Consider the following 25,716-nt stretch of genomic DNA (forward strand, 5'->3'; position numbering starts at 1 on the left):
GCTGATAATTTAACCATTCATGTAATTAATCTGTGTATGAACAGCAATAATCAGCAAAATCACTTACTTTTACATGGAAGCTGACATTAGCATCAACATTAAATGACTCACCCGCATTAAATGTTTTCCACTCGCTTTCACCTGGTAATAACACATCCCACTGCCCTGCTAACAACTCCATACACTCTTTTTGGTTAGTATTAAACTCAAATTCACCGGGTTGCATAAAACCCAAGGTTTTCGCTTCACCATTTCCTAAAAGCACAGTTCGGCTTGATACTTTGCCATCAAAATATACATTGGCTTTTTTAACCACACTAACGTTATCGAACTTTGGCATGTTAACTCCTGTTATTAATTTATAATTTTGTTACCTCCACAGTGCCTGATACACAAAAACCTTGCAAGTTAAGTGCTGTGAAAATTACTCATTTAGAAGCCAAAAGATTAAAAATGAACGACTTTATAGAGAGATATGCTTCGAGCAACGGGCTGCGAGTTTCGAACAGATCTTTTAGTAATTTATGCATAAAGAGGGCGATGAGACGCTGCGCTTTAGAGAGGTGATAAAAGTACAACTCATAAAAAAGCCCGCTCTGTTTTACACAGCGCGGGCTTTTAAACTTTTAAAAGCCATAAAAACGCTTCGATTACGTTAATCATTCTTAGAATTATCAGTAAGTAAATTATCGTGATCGGGAGGTAAATCACTGAGTTTAATTGATTCCATAATTCGCTGCTGTGATTCAAGTGCATGCTTAGCCCATTTTTTATGCTTATCAGAGCGGTCAACACGATGATTAAATTCAACCTCTAAAAATGCATGCTCACTTAATGGTAAACAATAAAAATCTTGGCGAGAGAGGTTATTATTTCTTTTTACTTGGTAAAACACCCACTGGCGATTATTAAATATAACTTCCTTGGCCGCCGCTAGTGGTGGATAACCATGTAGCTTAATGTATTCTTCAATCTCTTCCTTAATTTCAGCTTCAGTCCACTTTACTGAGCTTTTACTCTTTTGTAATTTGATTTTTTCAGTTATCTCTGTATTTTTCCCATCAGCCGCCCAATGAAATATATCATATAATTCAATAACAAAGCGCTTTAATTGGTTTTTGTCTTGTGCATTTATTTCTGAGGTTTGTTTAATCCGTAATTGGCAACTGAGCATGCCATACTCACTACTGGGCAAATAACTAACTGGTGGCAAATACATCCAGTTTTCAGTGAGCATATGCACGTATTCATGGTGTAAATAGTTTTTTTTATGTTGGTTAAACCAGCTGGTTGAATTATAGGGAAACGACACATCAATGGTAGATGGTACAGCTGCGACATTGCTATCCGGCACATCGAGAGTGAGTAGCTTATCTTCTAGAATAAGACGATGGTGGATGCAATTTTCAAAACTAGGCCCGCCAATAAAACCACGATAAAACGCCTTAGCTAAATTAATCATTCTTAGAATTATCAGTAATTAAATTATCGTGATCGGGGGGTAAATCACTGAGTTTAATTGATTCCATAATTCGCTGCTGTGATTCAAGTGCATGCTTAGCCCATTTTTTATGCTTATCTGAGCGGTCAACACGATGATTAAACTTTACCTCTAAAAAAGCATGCTCACATAATGGCAAACAATAAAAGTCGTGGCGAGAAAGAACATTACCTCTGCACTCTTGGTAAAACACCCACTGGTAATTATTAATAATTACCTCTTTAGCCGCAGGCAATGGCGGCTGACCATAAACTTCAATACGACCTAAAATTTCTTCTTCTAAAGCTTCCCCCTGCCAAGGGTTTGCTCTTTTACTCGACTCTAAGGTAGTACTATTTTTAATTCTAGTGTTTTTTCCATCTGGGGCCCAATGAAAGTCATCGTACTCATCAATTACAAAATGTTTTAATTGGCTGATATCAAGCACATTGATTTTATTGGTTTGTTTAATCCTTAGTTGGCAACTGAGCATGCCATACTCACTACTGGGCAAATAACTAACTGGTGGCAAATACATCCAGTTTTCAGTGAGCATATGCACGTATTCATGGTGTAAATAGTTTTTTTATGTTGGTTAAACCAGCGGGTTGAATTATAGGGAAACGACACATCAATGGTAGATGGTACAGCTGCGACATTGCTATCCGGCACATCGAGTGTTAATAGCTTCTCTTCTAAAATGAGGCGATGATGAATACAGTTGTCGAAACTAGGGCCTCCTACAAAACCACGATAAAACGCCTTAGCTAAATTAATCATTCTTAAAATTATCTGTAATTAAATTATCGTGATCGGGGGGTAAATCACTGAGTTTAATTGATTCCATAATTCGCTGCTGTGATTCAAGTGCATGCTTAGCCCATTTTTTATGCTTATCAGAGCGGTCAACACGATGGTTAAACTTTACTTCTAAAAAAGCATGCTCACTTAATGGTAAACAATAAAAATCGTGGCGAGAGAGGCTATTATTTCTTTTTACTTGGTAAAACACCCACTGGCGATTATTAAGTATAACTTCTTTGGCCGCTGGTAGTGGTGGATATCCTCGAGTCTCAATACGTCCTAAAATTTCTTCCTCTAACTCATCAGGCTCAAAAGGGACGGCCATTTTACTTGATTCTAATGTAGTATCTTTTTTAATTTCGGTATTTCTGCCATCAGGTCCCCAATGAAAGTCATCGTACTCATCAATTACAAAATGTTTTAATTGGCTGATATCGAGCACATTGATTTTATTGATTTGTTTAATCCGTAACTGACAACTGAGCATGCCATACTCACTACTGGGCAAATAACTAACTGGTGGCAAATACATCCAGTTTTCAGTGAGCATATGCACGTATTCATGATATAAATAATCTTCCTTATGCTGATTGAACCAGCTGGTTGAATTATACGGAAATGAGATATCAATAGTAGACGGTACAGCTGCGACATTGCTATCCGGCACATCGAGAGTGAGTAGTTTATCTTCTAAAATAAGCCGATGGTGAATGCAATTTTCAAAACTAGGCCCGCCAATAAAACCACGGTAAAAAGCCTTGGCTAAATTAATCATTCTTAGAATTATCAGTAATTAAATTATCGTGATCGGGGGGTAACTCACTGAGTTTAATTGATTCCATGATTTGCTGCTGTGATTCAAGTGCATGCTTAGCCCATTTTTTATGCTTATCTGAGCGGTCAACACGATGATTAAATTCAACCTCTAAAAATGCATGCTCACTTAATGGTAAACAATAAAAGTCTTGACGAGAACGCTTATTACTTTTTTTTATTTGATAAAACACCCATTGGCGATCATTAATAATTACTCCTTTAGCTGCCGGCAGTGGCGGATAACCATAAGATTCAACGCGCCCTAAAATTTCCTTTTTCAGTGCTTCGCCTTCCCATGGGTTTGCTCTTATATTCGACTCTAGCTTAGTATCATTTTGAAGCTTAGTGTTATAACCATCTGACCCCCAATGATAATTATCATACTCATCAATTACAAAGCGTCTTAATTGCATAGTATCAAGAACATTGATTTTATTAGTTTGCTTAATTCTTAGTTGGCAACTAAACATGCCATACTCACTGCTTAGTAAATAACTTACTGGAGGCAAATACATCCAGTTTTCAGTGAGCATATGCACGTATTCATGGTGTAAATAGTTTTTTTTATGTTGGTTAAACCAGCTGGTTGAATTATAAGGAAACGAGACATCAATGGTAGACGGCACTGCTGAGACGTTGCTATCAGGCACATCGAGTGTTATCAGCTTGTCTTCTAGAATAAGACGGTGGTGGGTGCAATTTTCAAAATTAGGGCCTCCTACAAAACCACGGTAAAAAGCTTTGGTTAATTTGATCATAATCGCGCATCCGTAGGCGGTAGAGTTTTAATAAACTTTCTTACTATATCGGCCTTATCGTTATAGCCCAGCATTTGCAGTTGGTCTGCATAGGTGATTAGGCCTAAAAATGGCAAAGTGTGTGGGCTTGCACAAGCATCATCACCTGTAACTAAGCCTTTAAATTTCATCGAACGGACAAGACTGCTTGATGATAAGTCATTACGCCCCGCTAGATTAGGCACTAAATCATAAGGGTTATTACGCACAGCAATAATTTTTAGCCCCGTACTTTGGGCAATGCGCTTTAAACGTTCGACATTTGAGCCTGAGCCATGCACCGCGAGTTGCTGACCTGTAAGTGGCTTACCATAGTGAATGCGATAATGTTCTAGCGCGGCGCAAAAAATGATTGCCCCTTGGCTGTGCGCCAGCCATTTCACCTGCTTTCCTTGCTGATTATTTTGTGCCAGCACGGCCGCTAAATGCTGGGCATTATGGGATTTTGTACCTAAGCGCTTATCAAATACGCACTCCACTAAATCGAGCTTTGCTCGATCTGTGGGGTTATGAAACAAGGTATAAGCTTTTATGCCGTCTCCCTCATAGGCTCTATCAAGATGAGTACCCATTAACCATGTAGCTTTGGTAAGCTCATTTTGCATACCATTGACTGCTGCGTGCTGTGTATTGACTCGCGTAACCGGAATAGGATCAGCTTTCCATGCTCCTTGTATTTCTCTTATTTCTTCTTTGCTTATTGCTTTTTCATAGGTGTGATTACTAAGCCTTTGGACTTCATAAAGCATCGTACGCTCTGCAGCAAAATTATCTTTAGATCCCTGTAATTGCCTGTCGAAAAGTATATCTTCCAAATTGATAAAATTATTTTTAAGTGAGTATTCTATCAAAAAATGGTAATTACGGAACGGGTACTTTGTTCGCCACAAACGGCGCAGCGGGTTACGGCTATGCTTAATTGAGTTTGTGGCATTAGGGTTCGCGCATATTTGAATGATATCGGCACTGACCATTTTTAAATCATAGTCATTGAGCTGCGATAGCATAGCGAGAGCTTGGCAAGTAAATTTAACTTTATTAAATGGAAAATTAACGGGGAGATTAACACCAAAATCACGACAACTTAGGGCGTCAAGAGGGATTACAGAATGGGCATTGATAGTTTTATTGAGTTTTGACCAAGACATATTTCTTCCTTGTAAATGAGTCTGTGCCCGAAATGATACTGCAAACTAATTTTTAGAGCAAAAATAATTTTATGCTGTAATTACCTTTATTTGGACGTTTACCAGCCTTAGTATATGTTTAAAGCTAATGAATCAGCTCTAAACGTCTTTGAAGTCATAGCCAATCATCATTTATGGTAACAGCTTTGATTGTTTTAACACCGCCTAAAACACGACCTTCACTACAACTTTTTATAAATAACTAGTGCTAAAACCTCCCCCCCATTATAAGTTTACCTGTGAGTTAAACTGAAAGTTGATGGCACAAGTTCTCTCCATTAGGTTTGGCTGCGGTGCCCTACCCAGCCTACAAAAAAGCCCGCCCTGTTTACACAGCGCGGGCTTTTAAATGTTAAAGCAGTTGCTTAAAACAATGCGTTTGCTTTGTTAACGATGTTTTCTACGGTGAAGCCGAAGAATTCAAATAGCTCGTTAGCTGGAGCTGATTCACCAAAAGTAGTCATACCGACTACAGCACCATTTAGGCCGACGTACTTGTACCAGTAATCAGCAATACCCGCTTCAATCGCTACGCGGCGTGAAACGCTTGCTGGTAATACGCTTTCTTTGTACTCAGGCGATTGATCTTCAAACGCATCAGTACACGGCATAGATACAACACGTACTTTTTTACCCTGCGCACGTAGCTCTTTCGCAGAGTCTTGCGCTAGTTGTACTTCAGAGCCGGTAGCAATCAAAATAAGCTCTGGGTTGCCGTCACAACTTAGGATGTAACCACCCTTTTTAACGTCGCTTAATTGCTGTGCATCACGTGCTTGTTGCTCTAAGCCTTGGCGCGTAAAGATTAATGATGTAGGACCGTCTTTACGTTCAATAGCTTGTTGCCATGCAATTGCCGACTCAACTTGGTCACATGGGCGCCAGTTGTATAAGTTAGGCGTTAAACGCATGCTGGCAATTTGCTCTACTGGTTGGTGAGTTGGACCATCTTCACCTAAACCAATTGAATCGTGCGTGTATACAAAAATGCTTGGTTGCTTCATTAATGCAGCCATACGAACCGCGTTGCGTGCGTATTCCATAAACATTAAGAACGTTGCACCGTAAGGAATAAAGCCTTTATGAAGTGCAATACCGTTCATAATTGCCGACATACCAAACTCACGTACACCGTAGTAAATGTAGTTACCACTTGCATCGTCTGCCGTTAAGCCTTTAGAACCATCCCAAATAGTTAAGTTTGAACCCGCTAAATCGGCAGAGCCACCCATAAACTCAGGTAGTAACGGGCCAAACGCGTTTAATGCATTTTGCGACGCTTTACGTGATGCAGGGTTTGCAGGGTTTGCTTGTAGCTCTTCAATGTACGCTTGTGATTTTTCAGCCCAGTCAGCTGGTAATTCTGAATGTGTACGGCGTTTGTATTCTGCAGCTAGCTCTGGGAATGCTTTTTCATATGCGGCAAATTTTTCATCCCAGCTTGCTTCAAGCTGTTGGCCTTTTTCTTTGTTATCCCACTGTGCGTAAATGTCAGCAGGGATTTCAAATGCATCACCCGTCCAACCTAAGAACTCGCGAGATGCTTTAATTTCGTCATCACCTAGTGGTGCACCGTGACAATCGTGGCTACCTGATTTATTAGGTGAGCCATAACCAATTACTGTTTTACAACAAATTAGCGTTGGTTTGTCGGTCACGCTTTTTGCCTCGCTAATTGCAGCACTTACAGCATCGCTGTCGTGGCCATCAACGTCGCTAATTACATGCCAGCCGTATGCTTTAAAACGTGCTGGTGTGTCATCGCTAAACCAGCCTTCAACTTCACCGTCAATTGAAATGCCGTTGTCATCCCAAAATGCCACTAACTTACCTAGGCCTAATGTACCAGCAAGCGAACAGGCTTCATGAGAAATACCTTCCATTAAACAACCATCACCCATAAATGCGTAAGTGTGGTGATCAACAATGTCATGGCCTTCACGGTTAAATTGAGCGGCTAATGCTTTTTCAGCAATTGCCATACCTACGGCATTTGTGATCCCTTGACCCAATGGACCCGTAGTAGTCTCGATTCCTGGCGCATATCCATATTCTGGGTGGCCTGGCGTTTTAGAGTGCATTTGGCGGAAGTTTTTAATTTCGTCCAGTGGTAAATCATAACCACTTAAATGCAATAGAGAATAAATTAGCATTGAACCGTGACCATTTGAGAGTATAAATCGATCTCGGTCAGCCCACTCTGGATTTGTTGGGTTATGTTTTAGATAATCGCGCCATAATACTTCTGCGATATCAGCCATGCCCATAGGGGCTCCAGGGTGACCAGATTTGGCCTTTTGTACTGCGTCCATTGACAAGACGCGAATAGCATTTGCAAGTTCTTTGCGAGATGGCATGAATTCTCCTACCTTTATATGTATTTGCGCGGGTATTTATATACCTCCATTCTTACTTATTGTAGGGGCTGTGTGCAATTAAAAACCCATAAAAATAGGACATTATGAATATTTTTTAAGAACCATTTACTATTATATATTTTATTTAGACGTCTAGGCGTAAAAAAACTATGCAAGTTCGCTTGTTTTAGATAAAATACGCGCCTTAATTTTTTAGCGCTAATACCGACGTTTGTGAAGCGCAATATTTGTGAGCATAATTACAATGGCAAAACATTTATTTACTTCTGAATCTGTTTCTGAAGGTCATCCGGATAAAATCGCCGATCAAATTTCTGATGCGGTACTTGATGCTATCCTAGAGCAAGACTCTCATGCCCGTGTAGCGTGTGAAACTTACGTTAAAACCGGTATGGTTATGGTTGGTGGTGAAATCACTACTAGCGCATGGGTTGATATCGAAGAAATTACACGTAAAACAGTACGTGAAATTGGTTACACACACTCAGATATGGGCTTTGATGCCGATTCGTGTGCAATTTTAAACACGATTGGTAAACAGTCTCCAGACATCAACCAAGGTGTCGATCGTACAAGCCCTGAAGAACAAGGCGCTGGCGACCAAGGCTTAATGTTTGGTTACGCATGTAACGAAACTGAAGTATTAATGCCTGCTCCAATTACTTATTCTCACCGTTTAGTACAACGCCAAGCTGAGGTTCGTAAAAGCGGCGAGCTTAACTGGTTACGTCCAGATGCAAAATCACAAGTTACATTTGCATACGAAAATGGCAAGCCAGTAGGTATTGATGCCGTTGTACTTTCTACTCAGCACAGCGAAGATGTATCGCAAAATGACTTAGTAGAAGCGGTAATGGAAACAATTATTAAACCAGTACTTCCTGCTGAGCTTATTACTAGCGCAACTAAGTTTTTCATTAACCCAACAGGTCGTTTTGTTATTGGTGGCCCTATGGGTGACTGTGGTTTAACTGGTCGTAAAATCATTGTAGATACTTACGGTGGTATGGCTCGTCACGGTGGTGGTGCTTTCTCTGGTAAAGATCCATCAAAAGTTGACCGTTCAGCGGCTTATGCTGCACGTTATGTTGCTAAAAACATTGTTGCTGCAGGTCTTGCTGATAAATGTGAACTTCAGGTGTCTTACGCTATCGGCGTTGCAGAGCCTACTTCTATCAGTGTTGAAACATTTGGTACTGGTAAATTAGAAGAAGCGCGTTTAATCGAACTTATTCGTGAACACTTTGACTTACGCCCTTACGGCCTAATTCAAATGCTTGACCTTGAGCGCCCTATTTACCTTCCAACAGCGGCTTATGGCCACTTTGGTCGTGACGAATTCCCATGGGAACGCACAGATAAAGCAGACGCACTTCGCGCAGCAGCTGGCCTATAAGCCACTTAGCTAATATTTAAACGGCCCTTTTTAGGGCCGTTTTGCTATGTGCACTAAGTTAGTCGTAAAACAGTCTCGAACTGTTTAACATTTTAGGTATATACTCTGCTTATACAATAAAGCGTATTAGGGATAAAAAATGGCCGACAATTTTCGTGTTATATTTGTAGGACTTGCAGAAGGCGCAGACAGCCAGGCAGTAACCACTGCACTGACAGAAAAGCTGAAAACCTCGCCAGAGAAGGTGGCTGCATTTTTTAATGGCAAACCGTTATTTGCCCCATGCCCTAAAGATAAAGCACTCAAGCAAGCCAAGTTACTTTCAACGCTTGGGATTAAAAGTAAACTTCAGCAAACTGCGGCTACACAAACGGCGTCTCAAACAGCTTACGACAGCCAGCGAGATCAGCGCCTATTTGACGCTCTAGATTACATTACCAGTAGCCTAATTCGCCTTGAAGAAAAACTAGAAGATATTGAGCAACGCCTCCCTGAGGTTGAATTATCACTGCCTGATGAAAAAAATGAAGTATGGGAAGATGACGATTTAATGCTTGATGAGCCACTCTCTACTACGCCCAAAAAACGCAGTAACCTTGTTTTATATTCGCTGATTTCTACAGCCGTAATATTACTTATTGTGCTTGCTGTGAACTTATTATTTCCTAATTTATTCTCTTTTTAATCATGGTTTAGTTATTTAATGAGTAATAATCGCGCACAAATAAGACACGATATTCGTAAAGCACGTAATAACCTATCAAAAAACCAGCAACAATTAGCCGCCGAATCGCTTAAAGTGAATTTTATTCAACATTTAAAAAGCATGAACTCGGCCAAAAAAAGCCATATTGCGCTTTATTTGAGCAATGATGGCGAATTAGATACCTCATTGTTAATTAATGAATTATGGAACATTGAACACGCTGTTTACCTGCCCGTAATTCATCCATTCAATGGGGCTAATTTACTATTTCAACGCTATGAAAAAAACTCACCCATGAGAGCAAATCGCTATGGTATCTTGGAGCCTAAGCTGAACTGCTCTCAAATATGCCCATTACCTGAGTTAGATTACGTTTTAATGCCATTAGTAGCATTTGATAAATTTGGTAATCGCCTTGGAATGGGAGGTGGGTTTTACGATAGAACATTGGCACGTTTATACGAACAACATTGGCAACAACCGCAACTTATTGGCCTCGCACATGCGTGCCAACAAGTCGATGAGTTACCGATTGAATCGTGGGATGTTCCACTGAAAACGATCATAACACCCGATAAAACCTACTGTTGGTAACAACTAATCTTGTAAACTAACAGCCTATTTTGACACCAATGAGCAGACAACAATGACACAAGATGAATTAAAAAAAGCAGCTGCGTGGGCTGCACTCGAGTTTGTAAAAGAAAACACCATAGTAGGTGTAGGCACAGGCTCAACCGTTAATCACTTTATTGATGCCCTAGGCACAGTTAAAGACACCATCGTTGGTGCAGTATCAAGTTCAGAAGCATCTACAGCACGCTTAAAAGAGCTTGGCATAGAAGTGCTTGAGCTTAACGATGTAGCGGCACTCGACGTATACGTAGATGGCGCAGATGAAATTAACGCCCTAAACGAAATGATTAAAGGCGGCGGCGCGGCGCTTACCCGTGAAAAAATAGTCGCAGCAGTAGCAAAACAGTTTGTGTGCATTGTTGATGATACAAAACTAGTCGAAACCTTAGGAGACTTCCCTCTTCCGGTTGAAGTTATTCCGATGGCACGTAGCTACGTTGCCCGTGAATTATTAAAACTAGGTGGTGACCCAGTTTATCGCCAAGGTGTAGTAACCGATAACGGCAACGTTATTTTAGATGTACATAATTTAAAAATTACCCATGCTAAACAGCTTGAAACACAAATAAATCAAATTGTTGGCGTAGTTACCAACGGCCTATTTGCAGAGCGCGGTGCTGATAAAGTGATTATCGGCACTAAAAATGGGCCACAAATTAAATAGGATATGGTTATGAGTAAGGTATCGTTAGCAAAAGACAAAATTAAAATTCTCTTGCTTGAAGGTGTTCACCAAAGCGCTGTTGAAACGCTAAAACGTAACGGTTATAGCAATATCGACTACGTTAAAACATCGTTGCCAGAGGACGAACTTATAGAGCGTATTAAAGATGTGCACTTTGTAGGGCTTCGATCTCGTACTCATATTAACGAATCTGTATTAAACGCAGCTGAAAAGCTAGTCGCTGTAGGTTGCTTTTGTATTGGTACAAACCAAGTTGATTTAAACGCAGCACGTGAGCGCGGTATTGCGGTATTTAATGCCCCGTTTTCAAATACCCGCTCTGTAGCTGAGCTTGTACTTGGTGAAATACTGCTGTTATTACGTGGAATTCCTCAGCGTAATGCTGCTGCCCACCGCGGCGGTTGGTTAAAAACAGCCAACGGCTCGTTTGAAGCGCGCGGTAAAACCTTAGGTATTATTGGTTACGGCCACATTGGTACTCAGTTGGGCATTATGGCTGAAAATATTGGTATGAACGTGGAGTATTACGACATTGAAGACAAACTGTCTTTAGGTAATGCTACACAAGTACATAACTTAACGCAGCTGTTGCAACGTGCTGATATTATTAGCTTACATGTTCCAGAAACTCCGCAAACTAAAAACCTAATTGGTACAGCAGAGCTTGCCGTGATGAAGCAAGGGTCTATTTTAATCAATGCTTCTCGCGGTACTGTGGTTGATATAGACGCCCTAGCAGAAGCGCTAACAGAGAAGAAGCTTAGTGGTGCAGCCATTGATGTATTCCCAGTTGAACCTAAATCGAATGATGAAGAGTTTATCTCGCCACTGCGTGAATTCGACAACGTTATTTTAACACCGCACATTGGGGGCTCAACTCAAGAAGCACAGGAAAACATTGGTATTGAAGTAGCAGGTAAGCTTGCTAAGTACTCAGATAATGGCTCAACCATTACTGCCGTTAACTTCCCTGAAGTATCACTGCCAGAACTTGCCAACCGCAGCCGCTTGTTACACGTGCACCACAACCGCCCTGGCGTGTTAACGCAAATTAACCAAGCGTTTGCTCAGCATGGTATTAATATTGCCGCACAGTACTTACAAACGGATGAAGCAATTGGTTACGTGGTTATTGACGTAGATACCGTTCAATCTGAAGTAGCACTAAAAGAACTCAGTGCTGTTGAAGGCACAATTAGAGCCCGTATTCTTCACTAAGTAATCAGCTATCAGCTATCAGCTAAAATAATAAAAGCCGTACTTGAATAATCGAGTACGGCTTTTTACATTAAACTGGAAGCTGGCAACTTATTCTATTATTTGCCTTTTACTTCTAAATTTATAAATTTAACCAGCTCTTCGGGTTGCCCTGCTAACATCATTAGCTGCTGATTTACTTCCATCATGGTTTTACCTTCAGGCAGTTTAGCTGAGACACTAAGCGAATTTAGACCTTTAGCAAAGTCAGTTAATGCTTGCGCTATTTCTTCGGTTACCGGCGCTTGCTGTAACTGTTGAGCCAGCATCATTTGCATCTGCTCTAGTGTCATACCTTGTTTGGCTAATTCACTTTCTAGCAAAGTACTTAACTCACCTTGGTTATCGAGCATTACACTCATAGTACGTGGCTCTAACTGACTCATTGCTTGCATAATAAGTGTTTGCTGCTGTAACTCTTGCTCATAAGTAAGCGGTGTATTACCTGCAGCTTGCTGAGCTTTGCTTATTTCAAGCGAAGCATCCATAAGCGCTTTAGAGTTAGCCAGCCCCATATTCATATCAATGCTGGCAATATCGTTGGCGTGCAATTTAACAACTATATCACTCTTACCAGATTGTTCATCGTAATCTAATGATGAGTGTAAATCATAACTGGCCGAGGCAAGTTGTGCATTAGTATCTGCAGGAAGTGTATCGACAAAGCTTTTATCAAATTGGAAGTTCTTTAGTGTAAAAGCGGTATGTGGCGATATTTTATCGGTTTCGTAACCTGTCACTTCAACATGCTCAACCGTGGCAATATTTTTACCCTCAGGGCTGGTCACTTCAATATTACTAATAGCAACACTGTTTGAGATAACACTGGCCGATAACTCTGCGTAGTTAAAGCTAGCACCTGTTTGTTCGCTCACCAATGCTAGCTGCTTATCAACCTCAGCACGTACCTCTTGTGTTGCTACATAGTTTGCATAGCTTACGCCACCCACACCTGCAGCAATAATCGCGGCTGCAATCACTAATTTTTTCATGTTATTTCCTTATTCAACTCTTTATATAAGTGGCTTTTGCAAGACTAACATTGAGAACATAAGTCGTTAAGCACTTTTTGTTTGCTAATTAATTAAACTAAGTAGCTCGTGCACGGTTTTAACCGGCGTTATTTTGGCACCCAGCCCTTCCATTGATTTATGGTAGTTACGAAATGGGATAAATATTTCAGTAAACCCATGTTGCGCCGCTTCTTTAACACGGGGCACACCACTGTCGATTGGGCGTACATCACCATTTAAACTTAACTCCCCCATAATACAAGTGGTTCGAGGTACAACAAATTCGTTTAAACTACTTAGCAAGGCGGTAACAAGCGCTAAGTCAATACAGGTTTCTGATTCATCAATTTTTAAACCACCAACAATATTAAAAAACGTATCGTGGAATATTTTAGTTTTAGTGTGCTTACGTAAAATACCGGTGAGCATTTTAATCCGGTTCATATTTAAACCAACACACACTCGCTGTGGAAACTCTGCCTCGGTTTCGGTGGTTAAACACTGAATTTCGAGTAATAAATTACGATTTCCCTTACGAATACAGGTGATCGTCGACCCTGGCGACTCGGTGGTTGAACCCGATAAGAAAATTTCACTGGGGTTATCCACACTGAGCATACCGCGTTCACACATTTTAAAAATGCCGACGGTGTCTATATCACCAAAGCGATTTTTATTAGCACGCAGAGTACGCACTTGACCATCGTTGGTATCAATATGTAACAGTGCATCAACAATATGCACTAATGTTTGCGGGCCAGCTATTTCATTATTTTTATTTACGTGAGCAATAATGAACATAGTGACATCGTTTTGCTTACAATATTGGGTTAACGCTTGAGCGGCACTTTTAACTTGCGAGGGTGAACCAGGACTGCCATTGGCGGTATCAGTAACAACCGCTTGAATGGAGTCAATAACGGCAAACTTAATTTTGTTTTTATCAAGCTCTTCAATAATGGTTTCAACACTGGTTTCTGACAGTAAATAAAGTTCATCTTCGTTGTAATTAAGCTTTAAACGATTAACCCTGTTTTTAAACTGGGATAATGACTCCTCTGCGGTACAGTAAAGTGATGGCATACGCTGAGACATTCTTGCTACTAAATCTGATAGTAGCGTTGTTTTACCCGCTCCAGGATCACCAGAAATAATATTAACTGAGCCGGTGGTTACACCGCCACTTAACACACGGTCAAGTTCACCAATTTCGGTAAGCTGTTTTTCAGCCTCTGCGGTAGCTACATCATTAATTTTTTTAGAGCCACCACCAATGCCACCAGCATAGCCACCTACACTTGCACGAGCAGCTACCTTTTTGTTTTGCCCTACAGAGGGTTTAAACTCCGCTAAAGTGTTCCACGCGCCGCAGCGACACTGACCTTGCCAGCGTTGATAGTTCATGCCACATTCTGTACAAACAAACTCTACTTTTGCCGCTTTAGCCATTTAAAACCTTACCTACTATTCTTTATTTTTTGAAATACACAGTGTTAAGCGCTTATTTTGCCATTGCAGGCTTTGTCTTAGCAACAACGTCTTGTGGATCAGCGCATTTAATCTCACACTGATACTATATTAATGTAGTTTCACTTAGTCCACTTTAAGGCATGTTTCTTGCTTTAAAAAACTAATAAACCCTTGCCAATTAATTGGCTATTAGAAAATAACAATAAATGTATAGTTACGCAGAGTATCGAGGCCGCATTTAGCGGCTTTGCGAGATTCTATTTATTAAATACTCTAATAAATAATTGCAACAGTATACCTACTTTTTAAATTAGACGGTGATGATTTATAAATGGCTGAAGACGTATTGCTTAAGCATGAAGCGCTTGTAAATGAATTAAAACAGTATTTGGGAAATCCTAAGTTTGATCTCATTTTCAAGTCAAAAACTGCCGAGTTAACTAAACCCGAGCAGTTTTTAATAAAAATGGAAATGTCTCGTTTATCTCAGCCGATAGACCGCTTTATTGATCTACGTGGTTTAGTCAACGGCCGAGTAAAGCCTTATGAATACAAAAGCAAGCAACACTTTATGGATGACACCGCAATTGAAGTATTCGAAGCGGCAATAAAGCAACATAAGGGCTACACTCTGGCAGTTTACGAAGCGGTAATGAATACCGACAATAATTATCGAGTATTACAACAGCAATCAACCACAGCAAAAAAAGTAGAACCGCAACGCAAGCTAACTACCAATGTTATTAAGTTTGCAGCCTATGAAAGTCGTAGTGAAGAGCGAATGAATTACTCAATTAAAATTACTATTGAGTATGACGGGCAACCAAAAATTGACGCTAGCACCTCTGATATTTCTCTCAGTGGCTGTAAAATTAAGTTGGCGTCGCGATATAGCTTAAAAAAAGGTCAGCCTATTACTATGCACTTAGTAGGCTTAGAGCAAGACTTTCAGTTAGGCCTTAAAAGTGGTATTAAATATGAAGTTGTGGCGATAGAAAACACCTCAGATGAATTTAATCATATCCGCTTAAAGCGTACATTTGAAGAAAATAACAGCGCGTTTGATCGGTTTTTAGAAAGCTTTATTCATGGTAATAAACGCCGTTATAAAGTGAACTTAGATAACACCCTTGATGCGGTTATTTCCAAGGGGTACGAGCAATATTACATCCCTAGGGTTAATTCTCTATATGTTTTTATTAGCCAGAAAAACGGCGTTTATTATCCAAGCCTGAGCTTAACCACCGAAAACAGTTTATTTATTCAGCGTTACTTTACTGATGAACGCAAAAAATCTTGCCTATACAGTGTATTAAATCATAAACGCATTCGTACCTTGGCACTAAAACCAGTGGCTGTAAAAGAAGAGTACTTATATACCTTTACTCATGTCTCTGCTGGAAAAATTTATTACTACTCAGCCACTCGCTCAGAGCTTGAGCAACACGCAAAATTAAAAGCATTGTTTTTTGGTTTTGGTAGCCGTAGAGACAGTTGGCGCTGCTTTAAATTACAACTAATGCCAAGCCACACTGAAGATGCTTATATTCCTTTATCTTTACCTAACTCGTTGGGTAAAGATATTGAGAAATTAAATAAGCCGCCTTCACCACGTGTTGAAGGCGCTATAAAAGACGTAAAATATTTAATGCTACTTACCCAAGTAGGTAATAAGCATGAACAACAACATTATCAACAATATGAATTTGATAAAGCCTTAGCCAATAAATTGAAATATTTTGGCCACAGTAAGCACGCATCGCCACCGGAACTTAATACTGTGCCCCTAGAATATGTAAATCTTCGCTCTAATAAACGCTATTTATACAAAACCAATGTAGTGATTAATACCCGTGATGCGGTATTACATGGGCATACCCGTGACTTTTCAATATTTGGCTTACAGCTAGAGTGCAATCAAGAAGTGAACTTTAAAAAAGGCGATATTGTTTCGTTATCATTTCCCGATTTGCAAAAAATCACTAAAAACTATTCATTAAATCTTATTCAATATGAAGTAATGGCAGTGAGCAAATCGCTGACTACCATTAACTTGAAAGCGCATGTAGATAAAGGCTCATCTCATACTGGGATCGATTTTTTTACCCTTTTAATTAATAGCAATAAACAAAAATTAAAAATAGCAGAAGAGTCACCTAAAGTACCCGGGCTTTCTACGGCACTCAGAAATATGGTGACCAAAACGCTGTGTCAGTTCCCGATTTATCTACATAAATCAATGGCACATTTCGAAATTGGCGCCATGGGATTTGGTTTATACCCAAGCCCACTGCATGTTATTTTGCAAAACTTTGCTCTGTTAAATACTCAAACAGACTTATCGAATATTATTACTAAAGCACACATAATTGATGTGATCACCCCTAATATTAAAGATCGCACCCGCCAAGATCCACCGTTAGAGTTTAGTTTGGTAATTAACTTCGATCCTAAAAAAGAAAATATAGCCGATGCTATTACCAGCCAATGTGTTTTAGGTACTGACTGCAGCGAGTTTAAGCAGCAAATAAGTAAAGGGCTGAAGTCTGAGCTGGTTTTTATAATGCGTTTATATATTTCACGTACTGGTCGACTCGATACTGATTACTTAGCAAACGAGCTAAAATACGTAAGCCAATACGCAATTCACAAAGCCAAAGACTTAGAGGATGCCTTGTGGTCTGTATCAGGTGTTGGCGACATTATTGATGTAAGTGATGAAGCGCTTGAGCATTTAGCGCTCAACCAACAACGGGTTGAGCAAATGTCTAGGCGCAAACTAATTTGGTTAAACCGTTTAAGTTAAACCTGTGATGGGTTTAGCGGAACCGCCAGCATATATAACAGTTGTAATAACGAGCCTTGGCATATAGCAGCTTGGGCTTGTTCAACTACTTTAGGTTTACCATGCACAGCAACGCCTAAGCCAGCTTGAGCCATCATTTTTAAATCGTTTGCGCCATCGCCAATGGCAACTGTTTGGCATTTTTCAAGCCCCAGTTTTTGTTGTAAGGCATTTAAAACAACCGCTTTTTGCTCAGCATCAACAATCCCACCTAACACTTTACCTGTTAGTTTATCGTCTTTAAATTCAAGCACATTGGCATGCACTTCATCTAAATTAATCAGCTCCTGCACTCGCTCAGCAAACGGCACAAAACCACCCGATGCAATCGCTAAATACCAATCATGGTGTTTTAAAATTTGGCATAACGCTTTAATTCCCGGCATTAAAGGCAGTGTACTTTTAAGCTCATCAATTAAACTCTTTTCAATGCCTTCAAGCTTAGCAACACGTTGGTATAAGCTTTCACTAAAATCAAGCTTGCCTGCCATTGCCTGCGCGGTAACGCTGGCAACCTCGTCATATACATTAGCCAAGCGTGCAATTTCATCAATACACTCAATAGTAATGGCTGTTGAATCCATATCCATTACCAATAACCCCGGTTTTTGTAAGTCAGGAGGGGTGGTAACTTGCACTAACTGGCATGCCAAGATATTTGCAAAAGTTTGAAGTTCTAGAGGGTTTATTGCTCGCTCTGCATTTTCTATGTAGAAGCACAATGCCGGAGATAACCCTAAATCTGGCTGATATTGACAAATTGCTGTCACATTTTGCTGGTGAGCCGCAAAAAACTCAATAATGCTATTAATATGCTGCGTATTAAAGTCACCGCCAAATGCAATACTAAATAGCCCGTGGCTTCTGTTTGGTGTTGTATTTAGTGGAGTAAAAACACCCTTTTGGTAGCTGAACCATTTATTGAGGATAAGGTGTGATAATGGTTGCTCAGCACTTTGCTGTGCCATGTTCGCGTTCGACATGGGATCTCCGTTTATATTTCCTGACATTTAGCTCATTGATAATAAGGATATGAGATACAAAATTCGCCATCAGGGGGGATTTAAGGTTATAGTGTAGTTGTAACATCAAATCAAAATGCTGTCAGCAGCATATACGGTGACTATGAAAAATAACCATCTTAAAAATCCACTTACAGCCTCGCAAAAAAAGCGTTTAATTCGTTTGTTATTGGCCGCTGGCTGCTTTGTATTATTAAGCTGGGTAGGAATAAACAGTAGCTTTCAAAGCCATCAACTACTTTATGATAATGCCAATAGCGCAGCTAAATCACTCACTCAGTTTATGGCACTGAATGCCAAAAACCCGCTGATAGAAAAAAATAAATTGCAGCTCACCACCTTGTGCAACAATATCAGTAAAGATGAGTTTGTTCTTTCAGCCACCATTTATGATAAACAAGGTGTAGTGCTTGCAAGCAGCGATAACTGGCAATCACATCATGTATATGGCTTACTACCAGACTCATCGCCTGGCATTAGTAAGTTAAAAACACCGTTTGTTGAACAAGTTATTTCTGACGACAATCGCCCTATTGGCTTTGTATCTATTACCTATTTAACGCGTGCTGCGGTATCTTCAAGCCATAACCATTTTCACGATTTAGGCCGCCAAGTATTACTTATGCTAGTGATTGCTTGTATTTTTACTTGGCAATTAGGCCGAGGGTTAAAACGCTGGCAAGTAAATCGTTATATACAAAAAACGTCAGAGCACGAATCATAAAGCTGCTCAGCTAATCGATATTTATCGCTATTTGGCTTTAAAGCATAGAGCGCATCAAACACCTTAGGAATATGCAATGGGGTATTTATTTCTCCCTGATAACCATTTAGCGGCATTGAAGGTGAGTCAGTTTCAAGCACTAAATGCTGTGACTCAAGCTTTGCTACAACCGCACGTGTTTTAGCAGCCCGTTCATAGGTTATAACCCCACCCACTCCAAGCTTAAAGTCCATTTTTATATAATACTGTGCTTGTTGTATTGAGCCTGAAAAAGCATGGATCACACCGCCATTTTTTGGCCTACAACGCTTAAACGATTGCGCTATTAAATCATGGCTTTGCCTGTGATGCACAATCAGCGGTAACTCAAGCTCATTAGCAAGCGCTATTTGTTGCTCAAACAGAAAGGTTTGTTTTTCAAGATTTTCGATACTGCGATCTAGCCCGCATTCCCCAATAGCCACCAGCTGAGCTTTGTTTGTTTTAGCAAAGTTATACAGCGATTCTAAGTGCGATTGCTGATGTTGCGCTAAAAAATAAGGGTGCAGCCCTGCCGCTATACTGACCTGTGGGTAAGTTGCTTTAAACTCTAGTAATTTTTGAGATTGCGCCAAGCTAATACCTGGCACAATAAATTGATTAATGCCCTTTGCTACACAGGCATTAATAAGCGATTCGCGATTTGTATCAAACTCACTAAAATCGAGATGACAGTGCGAGTCTATAAATTGCAAAGCTACCAGCCTACTAAGGGTTTAAGCGCGTTATTTGCCAGCTATTGTCGGCTTGACGCTGATACATAAAGCGATCATGCAAACGATGAGCACCGCCTTGCCAAAACTCGATTTTTTGCGGCACAACACAATACCCGCCCCAAAAATCAGGGAGTGGAATTTCACCTTTAGCGAACTTGTTTTTCATGTTGGCAAAGGTCTCCATAAGCACCTTACGCGACGAAACTGGACGGCTTTGTTGCGATGCCCATGCGGCTAATTGGCTTTCCTTAGGGCGAGATAAAAAGTATTTAGCGACTGCCGATGTAGGTAATGGCTGCGCTTCACCATACACAATTACTTGGCGCTCCATAGGGTGCCATGGAAAGTGCAAGGAAATTTTATTATTGCCTTTAAGTTCTTGTGCTTTACGTGAACCGGTATTAGTAAAAAACACAAAACCGTTATCATCTAAATGCTTTAGCAACACAATACGCTGTGAAGGCTGACCTGTTTCATCGACCGTAGCGACGACCATAGCTGTAGGATCAGGCAAATTACTACCAACAGCATGCTCAAGCCACGTTTCAAACTGCTTAAACGGATCATCAAGCAAGTTGTCTTCACTGAGCGCATCTTGCAAGTATTCACGACGAATATCTTCGAGTTTCATAAAATTCCCTCTAGGTTCTAGGCTATATGTTGGGTTTCGTTGCACTCAACCCAACCTACAGAAAAATCCACCTAAGTGTTTAGCCTAAGACAAGGCGGAGTGCTTTTTATGCCAAGGAGCATACGTTTTTGTATGTGACTTAGCATTTTTGGGTTTCGCTGAGGCTCAACCCAACCTACAGCAAACTCTGTATCTGCAAGTGTAGGAGTGCTAGCAAGGCGAAGTGCTTTTTTATGCCAAGGAGCATACATTTAGTATGTGACTTATAGGCTAAAAAAGCACGACAACGTAGTCAAAGCGAACTACACGCAGCAGACGTTCACCTAAGTAGTTTAGTCTAAGATAAGGCGGACACTCGACTTATCCCTATGAGCACACGTAGTTGTATGTGATTAGGGTCAGTCGAGTGGACAACGCAGTATTAGATTAAAATACGACGGTGATTACATTTGCTCCATGACTTCAATGCCTAACAGATCTAAACCCGTTTTCAGCGTATCTGCCACTAAATTACACAACACTAAACGGCTATCACGAACACTTGGCTCTACGCCCTCTTTAAGTACTGGGCAAGCTTCGTAGAATGTCATGTATAGGCTAGCTAGTTCGTATAAGTAACCACATAATACGTGCGGTGTGGCTTCATTGATCATCAGATCAAGGACTTCTTCTAACTGCAATAATTTAAGCGCGAGGGTTTTCTCTTGCGGCTCAATAATACTCACATCAGCCTTTAAACTTAACGCATCTACGCCTGACTTACGGAAAATACTGCGAACACGCGTATAAGCATATTGTAAGTAAGGGGCTGTTGCACCTTCAAAACTTAGCATGCTGTCCCAGTTGAAGATGTAATCGCTGGTACGATGCTTAGAAAGGTCAGCGTATTTAACTGCGCCAATACCCACTTTACGTGCAATTTCACTGCGATCTTCATCAGATAAATCTGATTCACGCTCAGCTAATTTAGCTGCTGCGCGAGTAATTGACTCTTCAAGTAAATCAGCTAATTTAACCGTGCCACCTGTACGGGTTTTAAATGGTTTGCCATCAGCGCCCATCATGGTGCCAAATGGGCAAAACTCGTAACTGGTTTCATCACGTAATAAACCGGCTTTACGTGCAGTTAGCTCTACTTGATTAAAGTGAAGACTCTGGCGCGCATCAACAAAGATTAAAATACGCTCAGCGCCTAGCTTGTTTGAACGGTAATCACACGCCGCTAAATCAGTGGTTGCATATAAGAAGCCGCCACCTGATTTTTGCACGATAAACGCTGAAGGCTCACCGTCTTTATTTGCCAGCTCATCTAAAAATACCACTTGTGCGCCTTGCGACTCTACTGCGATATTTTTATCTTTTAATAAGCTAATAATATCGTTAAGTTCACTGTTATAAGCACTTTCAGCCATAATGTCGGCAGGTGTCAGTGTTACATTTAAACGCTTGTATACTTCTTCAGAATGCTTAACTGAAGTGGCAATAAATAGTTTCCACAGTTTTTCACAGTGTGCGTCGCCACCTTGCAGTTTAACTACGTAGTTACGCGCTTTATCGGCAAAGCCTTCTTCGTCGTCAAAACGCTTTTTCGCATCGCGGTAAAAGGTTTCTAAATCAGCAAGCGCAACAGTATCTAAATCAACACCTTGGTTAATTTGATCTTCTAAATGCGCAATTAGCATACCAAACTGTGTGCCCCAATCACCCATGTGATTTTGACGAACAACGGTATCGCCTCTAAATTCAAGCGCACGTACTACGGCATCACCAATAATAGTTGAGCGTAAGTGACCTACGTGCATTTCTTTTGCAAGGTTAGGCGATGAGTAATCAACCACTACTTTTTGTGGTTTTGCATGCTCGTTTACTGCAAGTTTTGCATGATTATTAGCAGCTTGTACGCTTTGTGCTAAAAACTCCGGCTTTAAGTGAATATTAATAAAGCCAGGGCCAGCAATTTCAGTTTTTTCGGCAATGTCGCTTACATCTAACTGATCAATAATTTTTTGTGCTAATTCACGCGGGTTGCTTTTCATTTTTTTAGCTGCGCCCATCGCGCCATTAATTTGGTAATCACCAAACTGTGGGCGTGTGCTTTGCGTAACCGCTGGGTTGGTATCTTCAGGTAGGCCTGCGGCAGTCATAGCGGCAATGGCTTTTTCTACTAAAATAGTACGAATATTCATTATATTATTTACCTTTGTAAGCCCGCCAAAGCAGGCTTTGTGTTAATGCTAGTAGGTCAGTTCTAGTTTTCACGCGTGTGGTTAAATGTCACTTCTGGGTAACGCTCAGTCGACAAGTTAAGGTTTACACGACTCGGCGCGATATAAGTTAAATTATCGCCACCATCGAGTGCTAAGTTGCTTTCGCACTTACGCTTAAACTCTTCAAACTTTTTAACATCATCACAGCTAACCCAGCGGGCTGTATTTACATTCACGCTTTCGTAAATTGCATCAACGTTGTACTCAGCTTTTAAACGCGCTACAACCACGTCAAACTGCAACACACCTACCGCACCTACAATTAAGTCATTATTAATTAATGGTCTGAATACTTGTACTGCACCTTCTTCTGAAAGCTGTACCAATCCTTTTAATAACTGTTTTTGTTTTAATGGATCGCGCAAACGAATACGACGGAACAATTCAGGGGCGAAGTTTGGAATACCGCTAAACTTAATTTTTTCGCCTTGGCTAAATGTATCACCAATTTGAATCGTACCGTGGTTGTGTAATCCAATAATATCACCGGCGTAAGCATCAGCCGCACGCTCACGATCGCCCGCCATAAAGGTTACCGCATCAGAAATACTCACTTGTTTACCAATACGCACATGATTCATTTTCATGCCTTGGCTGTATTTACCCGATACAATACGCATAAAGGCAATACGGTCACGGTGTTTTGGATCCATGTTGGCCTGAATTTTAAATACAAATCCAGTGAAGTTTTCTTCTGTTGCCACAACTTGGCGGTCTTCAGTCTCACGTGGTAATGGGGTTGGCGCCCATTGAGTTAACCCATCTAGAACATGGTCAACACCAAAGTTACCGAGTGCAGTACCAAAGTATACTGGCGATAGTTCACCCGCTAAGAATAAATCTAAATCAAATTCGTGTGATGCACCAATAACCAGCTCTAACTCGTCACGTAATTGCGCTGCAAGTTCATCACCAATAGCTTGGTCAAGCTCAGGGTTATCTAGCCCTTTAATGCTGCGCACTTCTTGAATAGTGTGGCCTTGACCCGTTTTGTATAAAATGGTTTCTTCGTTATGGATATGGTAAACACCTTTAAACTCTTTACCACAGCCAATTGGCCACGTAATCGGTGCACAGGCAATATTTAGCTCTGTTTCTACTTCGTCGAGTAGTTCCATTGGGTCGCGAATATCACGGTCACATTTATTCATAAAGGTAACAATAGGCGTAGTGCGTAGGCGTGTTACTTCCATTAGTTTACGGGTACGTTCTTCTACACCTTTAGCGGCATCAATTACCATTAAACATGAATCTACCGCGGTTAAAGTTCGGTAGGTATCTTCAGAGAAGTCTTCGTGTCCTGGCGTATCAAGCAGGTTTACCAAAGCCTTATTATATGGAAATTGCATTACTGAGGTCGTTACAGAAATACCACGCTCTTTTTCCATTTCCATCCAGTCAGACTTAGCATGCTGATTAGAACCACGGCCTTTTACCGTTCCAGCTTTTTGAATTGCTTGTCCGAATAACAATACTTTTTCAGTGATAGTGGTTTTACCCGCATCCGGATGCGAGATGATAGCAAAGGTCCTTCGCTTATTGATTTCATTAAGAAAATCTTGGTTTACCATGTATAAATTCTTTTAGTTTGTACACGGATTTGTACACACTTTTGGAAGTACTCTCTTTTCAGTTCTTCGCTTGTCAAATCCGTCGTGTTAATCGTAATTGGCCGCTATTTTCGCTGATCTTGACTTTATAAACAATCAATGGTTATCTAATCGGTTACCATATACTCTCAGCGTGCGCCAATGCTCAGTTGTAGCTGTTTGCAATCGTTGCTTCTTCAGCTCATGAACAATTGTGGCTAAACCACAAATTCCTTCGCTACCAAAAATCGATGATAGCTTGTCGTACTACACCAATGATGGTGCAGTTGCCGTTGATCGGTATTGCAGGGTATTGCGGGTTCAAAGGTTTTAGGTACTTCTGTTCACCATCAATAATCAATTGCTTAAAGGTTGCTTCTTTCGAATCATCCAAACGCGCAACAACCAGTGAACCTGAAGAGTAAGGTAACTCAGGATCAACAACGATCACTGCTCCCTCAGGTATGGATTTTTTTCCGCTTGGATTTTCCATACTGTCGCCTTTTACGCGAAGCGCGAAACAACCCTCATGTGCTTTCCCAGTGACTTCACGCCACTCCTCAGCATCTTCATGGGCAAATCCCTCCGCTATTTCAGTCCAATCCCCGGCCTGAACCCAGTTAATGAGAGGAATTCTTCCCTTAATATCAGGCCCGACTTCTACATTACCAACCCCCAAGCCAATCTCGCCATCATCTGTGGCGAGCCAATGAGCATTCACGCGAAGCGCCTCCGCGATCTGCATGGTGTAACGAGACCTAGCCGATTTACCAGAGCAAATCTGGCTGATCGACTGCTGTTTGATACCAATGCGACGAGCCAACTCAGACTGAGTCACCCCAGTAAGCTGCAAGGCATGGTTTAGTCGTTCAGATAAAGTTTTCATAAGCCCGTATTCTACAAATAAAACTGTAGCCTTTCAACAATTTTAACTGTTGACTTAACTACAGTTTAAACTGTAACATTCAATCTTGTAACAGTTATTATTGTAACAGGAGACGGTATGGAAGTGTTCAACACGACACAAAAACATCTCCGCCGTGCCATTGACTTGGTCGGCGGGCAATCAGCATTAGCACGAGCCATCAACTCAAAACAGCAAAACGTCTGGTTTTGGTTGAATAAATCAGGGCGTGTTCCCGCTGAATTCGTTTTACCCATCGAACAAGCTACGCAAGGACAGGTAACCCGATCTCAGTTAAGACCGGACATCTACCCCGAATGCCCAAGCGAGCTAAAAGCCAGTAACCAGTAGGAT

The 25,716-nt window shown here is 40.8% G+C and carries 23 protein-coding genes; 8 read left to right on the plus strand and 15 right to left on the minus strand.

Translation table 11 applies throughout. The features are described 5' to 3' along the window. Positions 1–25: 25 nt before the first annotated feature. The 7 genes from B1F84_RS11505 to tkt form a co-directional block, all read right to left on the minus strand. Positions 26–340 carry a pyrimidine/purine nucleoside phosphorylase gene (locus B1F84_RS11505; RefSeq protein WP_010387728.1) on the minus strand — a complete coding sequence of 105 codons (315 nt, stop codon included), beginning with the start codon at positions 338–340 and terminating at the stop codon, positions 26–28. 315 nt (positions 341–655) lie between these two features. After that, positions 656–1,462, minus strand: a complete 807-nt coding sequence (locus B1F84_RS11510; protein ID WP_131691484.1) for a hypothetical protein — start codon at positions 1,460–1,462, stop codon at positions 656–658. Continuing rightward, a complete protein-coding gene (locus B1F84_RS11515) occupies positions 1,455–2,036 on the minus strand; it encodes a hypothetical protein (RefSeq protein WP_240701999.1) in 582 nt (193 codons plus the stop codon). Before B1F84_RS11515 ends, B1F84_RS11510 begins: the two co-directional genes overlap by 8 nt. Before the next feature lie 216 nt (positions 2,037–2,252). Then, a complete protein-coding gene (locus B1F84_RS11520) occupies positions 2,253–3,059 on the minus strand; it encodes a hypothetical protein (protein ID WP_131691485.1) in 807 nt (268 codons plus the stop codon). Then, complete coding sequence (locus B1F84_RS11525; RefSeq protein WP_131691486.1) at positions 3,052–3,858, minus strand: hypothetical protein; 807 nt, start codon at positions 3,856–3,858, stop codon at positions 3,052–3,054. The genes B1F84_RS11520 and B1F84_RS11525 overlap by 8 nt, the downstream gene beginning before the upstream one ends. Further along, complete coding sequence (locus B1F84_RS11530; protein ID WP_131691487.1) at positions 3,855–5,045, minus strand: hypothetical protein; 1,191 nt, start codon at positions 5,043–5,045, stop codon at positions 3,855–3,857. Before B1F84_RS11530 ends, B1F84_RS11525 begins: the two co-directional genes overlap by 4 nt. Positions 5,046–5,449: 404 nt before the next feature. Continuing rightward, positions 5,450–7,441 carry a transketolase gene (gene tkt, locus B1F84_RS11535; RefSeq protein WP_131691488.1) on the minus strand — a complete coding sequence of 664 codons (1,992 nt, stop codon included), beginning with the start codon at positions 7,439–7,441 and terminating at the stop codon, positions 5,450–5,452. 265 nt (positions 7,442–7,706) lie between these two features. Here tkt and metK point away from each other — a divergent pair, with 265 nt between their 5' ends. From metK to serA, 5 genes are all read left to right on the plus strand, one after another. After that, complete coding sequence (metK, locus tag B1F84_RS11540; protein WP_008110316.1) at positions 7,707–8,858, plus strand: methionine adenosyltransferase; 1,152 nt, start codon at positions 7,707–7,709, stop codon at positions 8,856–8,858. Between the two features lie 139 nt (positions 8,859–8,997). Further along, positions 8,998–9,543 (plus strand): hypothetical protein, encoded by a 546-nt coding sequence (locus B1F84_RS11545; RefSeq protein ID WP_131691489.1) that lies wholly within the window; start codon positions 8,998–9,000, stop codon positions 9,541–9,543. An 18-nt stretch (positions 9,544–9,561) separates the two neighbouring features. Beyond that, on the plus strand, positions 9,562–10,158 hold the full coding sequence (locus B1F84_RS11550) for a 5-formyltetrahydrofolate cyclo-ligase (protein WP_131691490.1): 597 nt from the start codon (positions 9,562–9,564) through the stop codon (positions 10,156–10,158). Between the two features lie 52 nt (positions 10,159–10,210). After that, complete coding sequence (gene rpiA / locus B1F84_RS11555; protein ID WP_131691491.1) at positions 10,211–10,864, plus strand: ribose-5-phosphate isomerase RpiA; 654 nt, start codon at positions 10,211–10,213, stop codon at positions 10,862–10,864. A 9-nt stretch (positions 10,865–10,873) separates the two neighbouring features. Beyond that, the gene (gene serA, locus B1F84_RS11560; RefSeq protein ID WP_055013065.1) at positions 10,874–12,103 is read left to right on the plus strand and encodes a phosphoglycerate dehydrogenase; all 1,230 of its coding nucleotides are present in this window, start codon (positions 10,874–10,876) and stop codon (positions 12,101–12,103) included. 98 nt (positions 12,104–12,201) lie between these two features. Here serA and B1F84_RS11565 read toward each other — a convergent pair whose 3' ends face one another. After that, entirely contained in the window at positions 12,202–13,134 is a 933-nt protein-coding gene (locus B1F84_RS11565; RefSeq protein WP_131691492.1) for a hypothetical protein, read from the minus strand. An 84-nt stretch (positions 13,135–13,218) separates the two neighbouring features. After that, a complete protein-coding gene (gene radA, locus B1F84_RS11570; RefSeq protein WP_131691493.1) occupies positions 13,219–14,604 on the minus strand; it encodes a DNA repair protein RadA in 1,386 nt (461 codons plus the stop codon). A 352-nt stretch (positions 14,605–14,956) separates the two neighbouring features. Here radA and B1F84_RS11575 point away from each other — a divergent pair, with 352 nt between their 5' ends. After that, a complete protein-coding gene (locus B1F84_RS11575) occupies positions 14,957–17,431 on the plus strand; it encodes a PilZ domain-containing protein (RefSeq protein WP_131691494.1) in 2,475 nt (824 codons plus the stop codon). Here B1F84_RS11575 and serB read toward each other — a convergent pair. Beyond that, positions 17,428–18,453 (minus strand): phosphoserine phosphatase SerB, encoded by a 1,026-nt coding sequence (serB, locus tag B1F84_RS11580; RefSeq protein WP_131691495.1) that lies wholly within the window; start codon positions 18,451–18,453, stop codon positions 17,428–17,430. The genes B1F84_RS11575 and serB overlap by 4 nt on opposite strands. Before the next feature lie 142 nt (positions 18,454–18,595). On the opposite strand from serB, the gene B1F84_RS11585 reads away from it, so the two are divergent. Next, a complete protein-coding gene (locus tag B1F84_RS11585; protein ID WP_131691496.1) occupies positions 18,596–19,216 on the plus strand; it encodes an AhpA/YtjB family protein in 621 nt (206 codons plus the stop codon). Here B1F84_RS11585 and B1F84_RS11590 read toward each other — a convergent pair. From B1F84_RS11590 to B1F84_RS11610, 5 genes are all read right to left on the minus strand, one after another. Beyond that, positions 19,183–19,950, minus strand: a complete 768-nt coding sequence (locus tag B1F84_RS11590) for a TatD family hydrolase (RefSeq protein WP_131691497.1) — start codon at positions 19,948–19,950, stop codon at positions 19,183–19,185. The genes B1F84_RS11585 and B1F84_RS11590 overlap by 34 nt on opposite strands. 13 nt (positions 19,951–19,963) lie before the next feature. Then, positions 19,964–20,602 carry a pyridoxamine 5'-phosphate oxidase gene (pdxH, locus tag B1F84_RS11595; protein WP_131691498.1) on the minus strand — a complete coding sequence of 213 codons (639 nt, stop codon included), beginning with the start codon at positions 20,600–20,602 and terminating at the stop codon, positions 19,964–19,966. A 443-nt stretch (positions 20,603–21,045) separates the two neighbouring features. Next, complete coding sequence (argS, locus tag B1F84_RS11600) at positions 21,046–22,788, minus strand: arginine--tRNA ligase (RefSeq protein ID WP_076918344.1); 1,743 nt, start codon at positions 22,786–22,788, stop codon at positions 21,046–21,048. A 62-nt stretch (positions 22,789–22,850) separates the two neighbouring features. After that, a complete protein-coding gene (gene prfC / locus B1F84_RS11605; protein ID WP_131691499.1) occupies positions 22,851–24,440 on the minus strand; it encodes a peptide chain release factor 3 in 1,590 nt (529 codons plus the stop codon). A 256-nt stretch (positions 24,441–24,696) separates the two neighbouring features. Next, complete coding sequence (locus B1F84_RS11610) at positions 24,697–25,344, minus strand: LexA family transcriptional regulator (protein WP_131691500.1); 648 nt, start codon at positions 25,342–25,344, stop codon at positions 24,697–24,699. Positions 25,345–25,461: 117 nt separating this feature from the next. On the opposite strand from B1F84_RS11610, the gene B1F84_RS11615 reads away from it, so the two are divergent. After that, a complete protein-coding gene (locus B1F84_RS11615) occupies positions 25,462–25,713 on the plus strand; it encodes a helix-turn-helix domain-containing protein (RefSeq protein WP_000451746.1) in 252 nt (83 codons plus the stop codon). The last annotated feature ends 3 nt before the right edge of the window (positions 25,714–25,716 follow it).

Origin of the sequence: Pseudoalteromonas sp. DL-6, assembly GCF_004328665.1 — a bacterium.
In the GTDB taxonomy this organism is placed as follows: domain Bacteria; phylum Pseudomonadota; class Gammaproteobacteria; order Enterobacterales; family Alteromonadaceae; genus Pseudoalteromonas.

Bases quoted from the DNA above. Each gene is read 5' to 3' on its own strand.
- B1F84_RS11525 (WP_131691486.1), bottom strand. From the start codon at position 3,858: ATGATCAAATTAACCAAAGCTTTTTACCGTGGTTTTGTAGGAGGCCCT.
- pdxH (WP_131691498.1), bottom strand. From the start codon at position 20,602: ATGAAACTCGAAGATATTCGTCGTGAATACTTGCAAGATGCGCTCAGT.
- B1F84_RS11615 (WP_000451746.1), top strand. From the start codon at position 25,462: ATGGAAGTGTTCAACACGACACAAAAACATCTCCGCCGTGCCATTGAC.
- B1F84_RS11510 (WP_131691484.1), bottom strand. From the start codon at position 1,462: ATGATTAATTTAGCTAAGGCGTTTTATCGTGGTTTTATTGGCGGGCCT.
- tkt (WP_131691488.1), bottom strand. From the start codon at position 7,441: ATGCCATCTCGCAAAGAACTTGCAAATGCTATTCGCGTCTTGTCAATG.
- prfC (WP_131691499.1), bottom strand. From the start codon at position 24,440: ATGGTAAACCAAGATTTTCTTAATGAAATCAATAAGCGAAGGACCTTT.
- B1F84_RS11520 (WP_131691485.1), bottom strand. From the start codon at position 3,059: ATGATTAATTTAGCCAAGGCTTTTTACCGTGGTTTTATTGGCGGGCCT.
- metK (WP_008110316.1), top strand. From the start codon at position 7,707: ATGGCAAAACATTTATTTACTTCTGAATCTGTTTCTGAAGGTCATCCG.
- B1F84_RS11610 (WP_131691500.1), bottom strand. From the start codon at position 25,344: ATGAAAACTTTATCTGAACGACTAAACCATGCCTTGCAGCTTACTGGG.
- B1F84_RS11575 (WP_131691494.1), top strand. From the start codon at position 14,957: ATGGCTGAAGACGTATTGCTTAAGCATGAAGCGCTTGTAAATGAATTA.
- serB (WP_131691495.1), bottom strand. From the start codon at position 18,453: ATGTCGAACGCGAACATGGCACAGCAAAGTGCTGAGCAACCATTATCA.
- serA (WP_055013065.1), top strand. From the start codon at position 10,874: ATGAGTAAGGTATCGTTAGCAAAAGACAAAATTAAAATTCTCTTGCTT.
- B1F84_RS11550 (WP_131691490.1), top strand. From the start codon at position 9,562: ATGAGTAATAATCGCGCACAAATAAGACACGATATTCGTAAAGCACGT.
- argS (WP_076918344.1), bottom strand. From the start codon at position 22,788: ATGAATATTCGTACTATTTTAGTAGAAAAAGCCATTGCCGCTATGACT.
- rpiA (WP_131691491.1), top strand. From the start codon at position 10,211: ATGACACAAGATGAATTAAAAAAAGCAGCTGCGTGGGCTGCACTCGAG.
- B1F84_RS11565 (WP_131691492.1), bottom strand. From the start codon at position 13,134: ATGAAAAAATTAGTGATTGCAGCCGCGATTATTGCTGCAGGTGTGGGT.
- B1F84_RS11530 (WP_131691487.1), bottom strand. From the start codon at position 5,045: ATGTCTTGGTCAAAACTCAATAAAACTATCAATGCCCATTCTGTAATC.
- radA (WP_131691493.1), bottom strand. From the start codon at position 14,604: ATGGCTAAAGCGGCAAAAGTAGAGTTTGTTTGTACAGAATGTGGCATG.
- B1F84_RS11585 (WP_131691496.1), top strand. From the start codon at position 18,596: ATGAAAAATAACCATCTTAAAAATCCACTTACAGCCTCGCAAAAAAAG.
- B1F84_RS11545 (WP_131691489.1), top strand. From the start codon at position 8,998: ATGGCCGACAATTTTCGTGTTATATTTGTAGGACTTGCAGAAGGCGCA.
- B1F84_RS11505 (WP_010387728.1), bottom strand. From the start codon at position 340: ATGCCAAAGTTCGATAACGTTAGTGTGGTTAAAAAAGCCAATGTATAT.
- B1F84_RS11515 (WP_240701999.1), bottom strand. From the start codon at position 2,036: ATGCTCACTGAAAACTGGATGTATTTGCCACCAGTTAGTTATTTGCCC.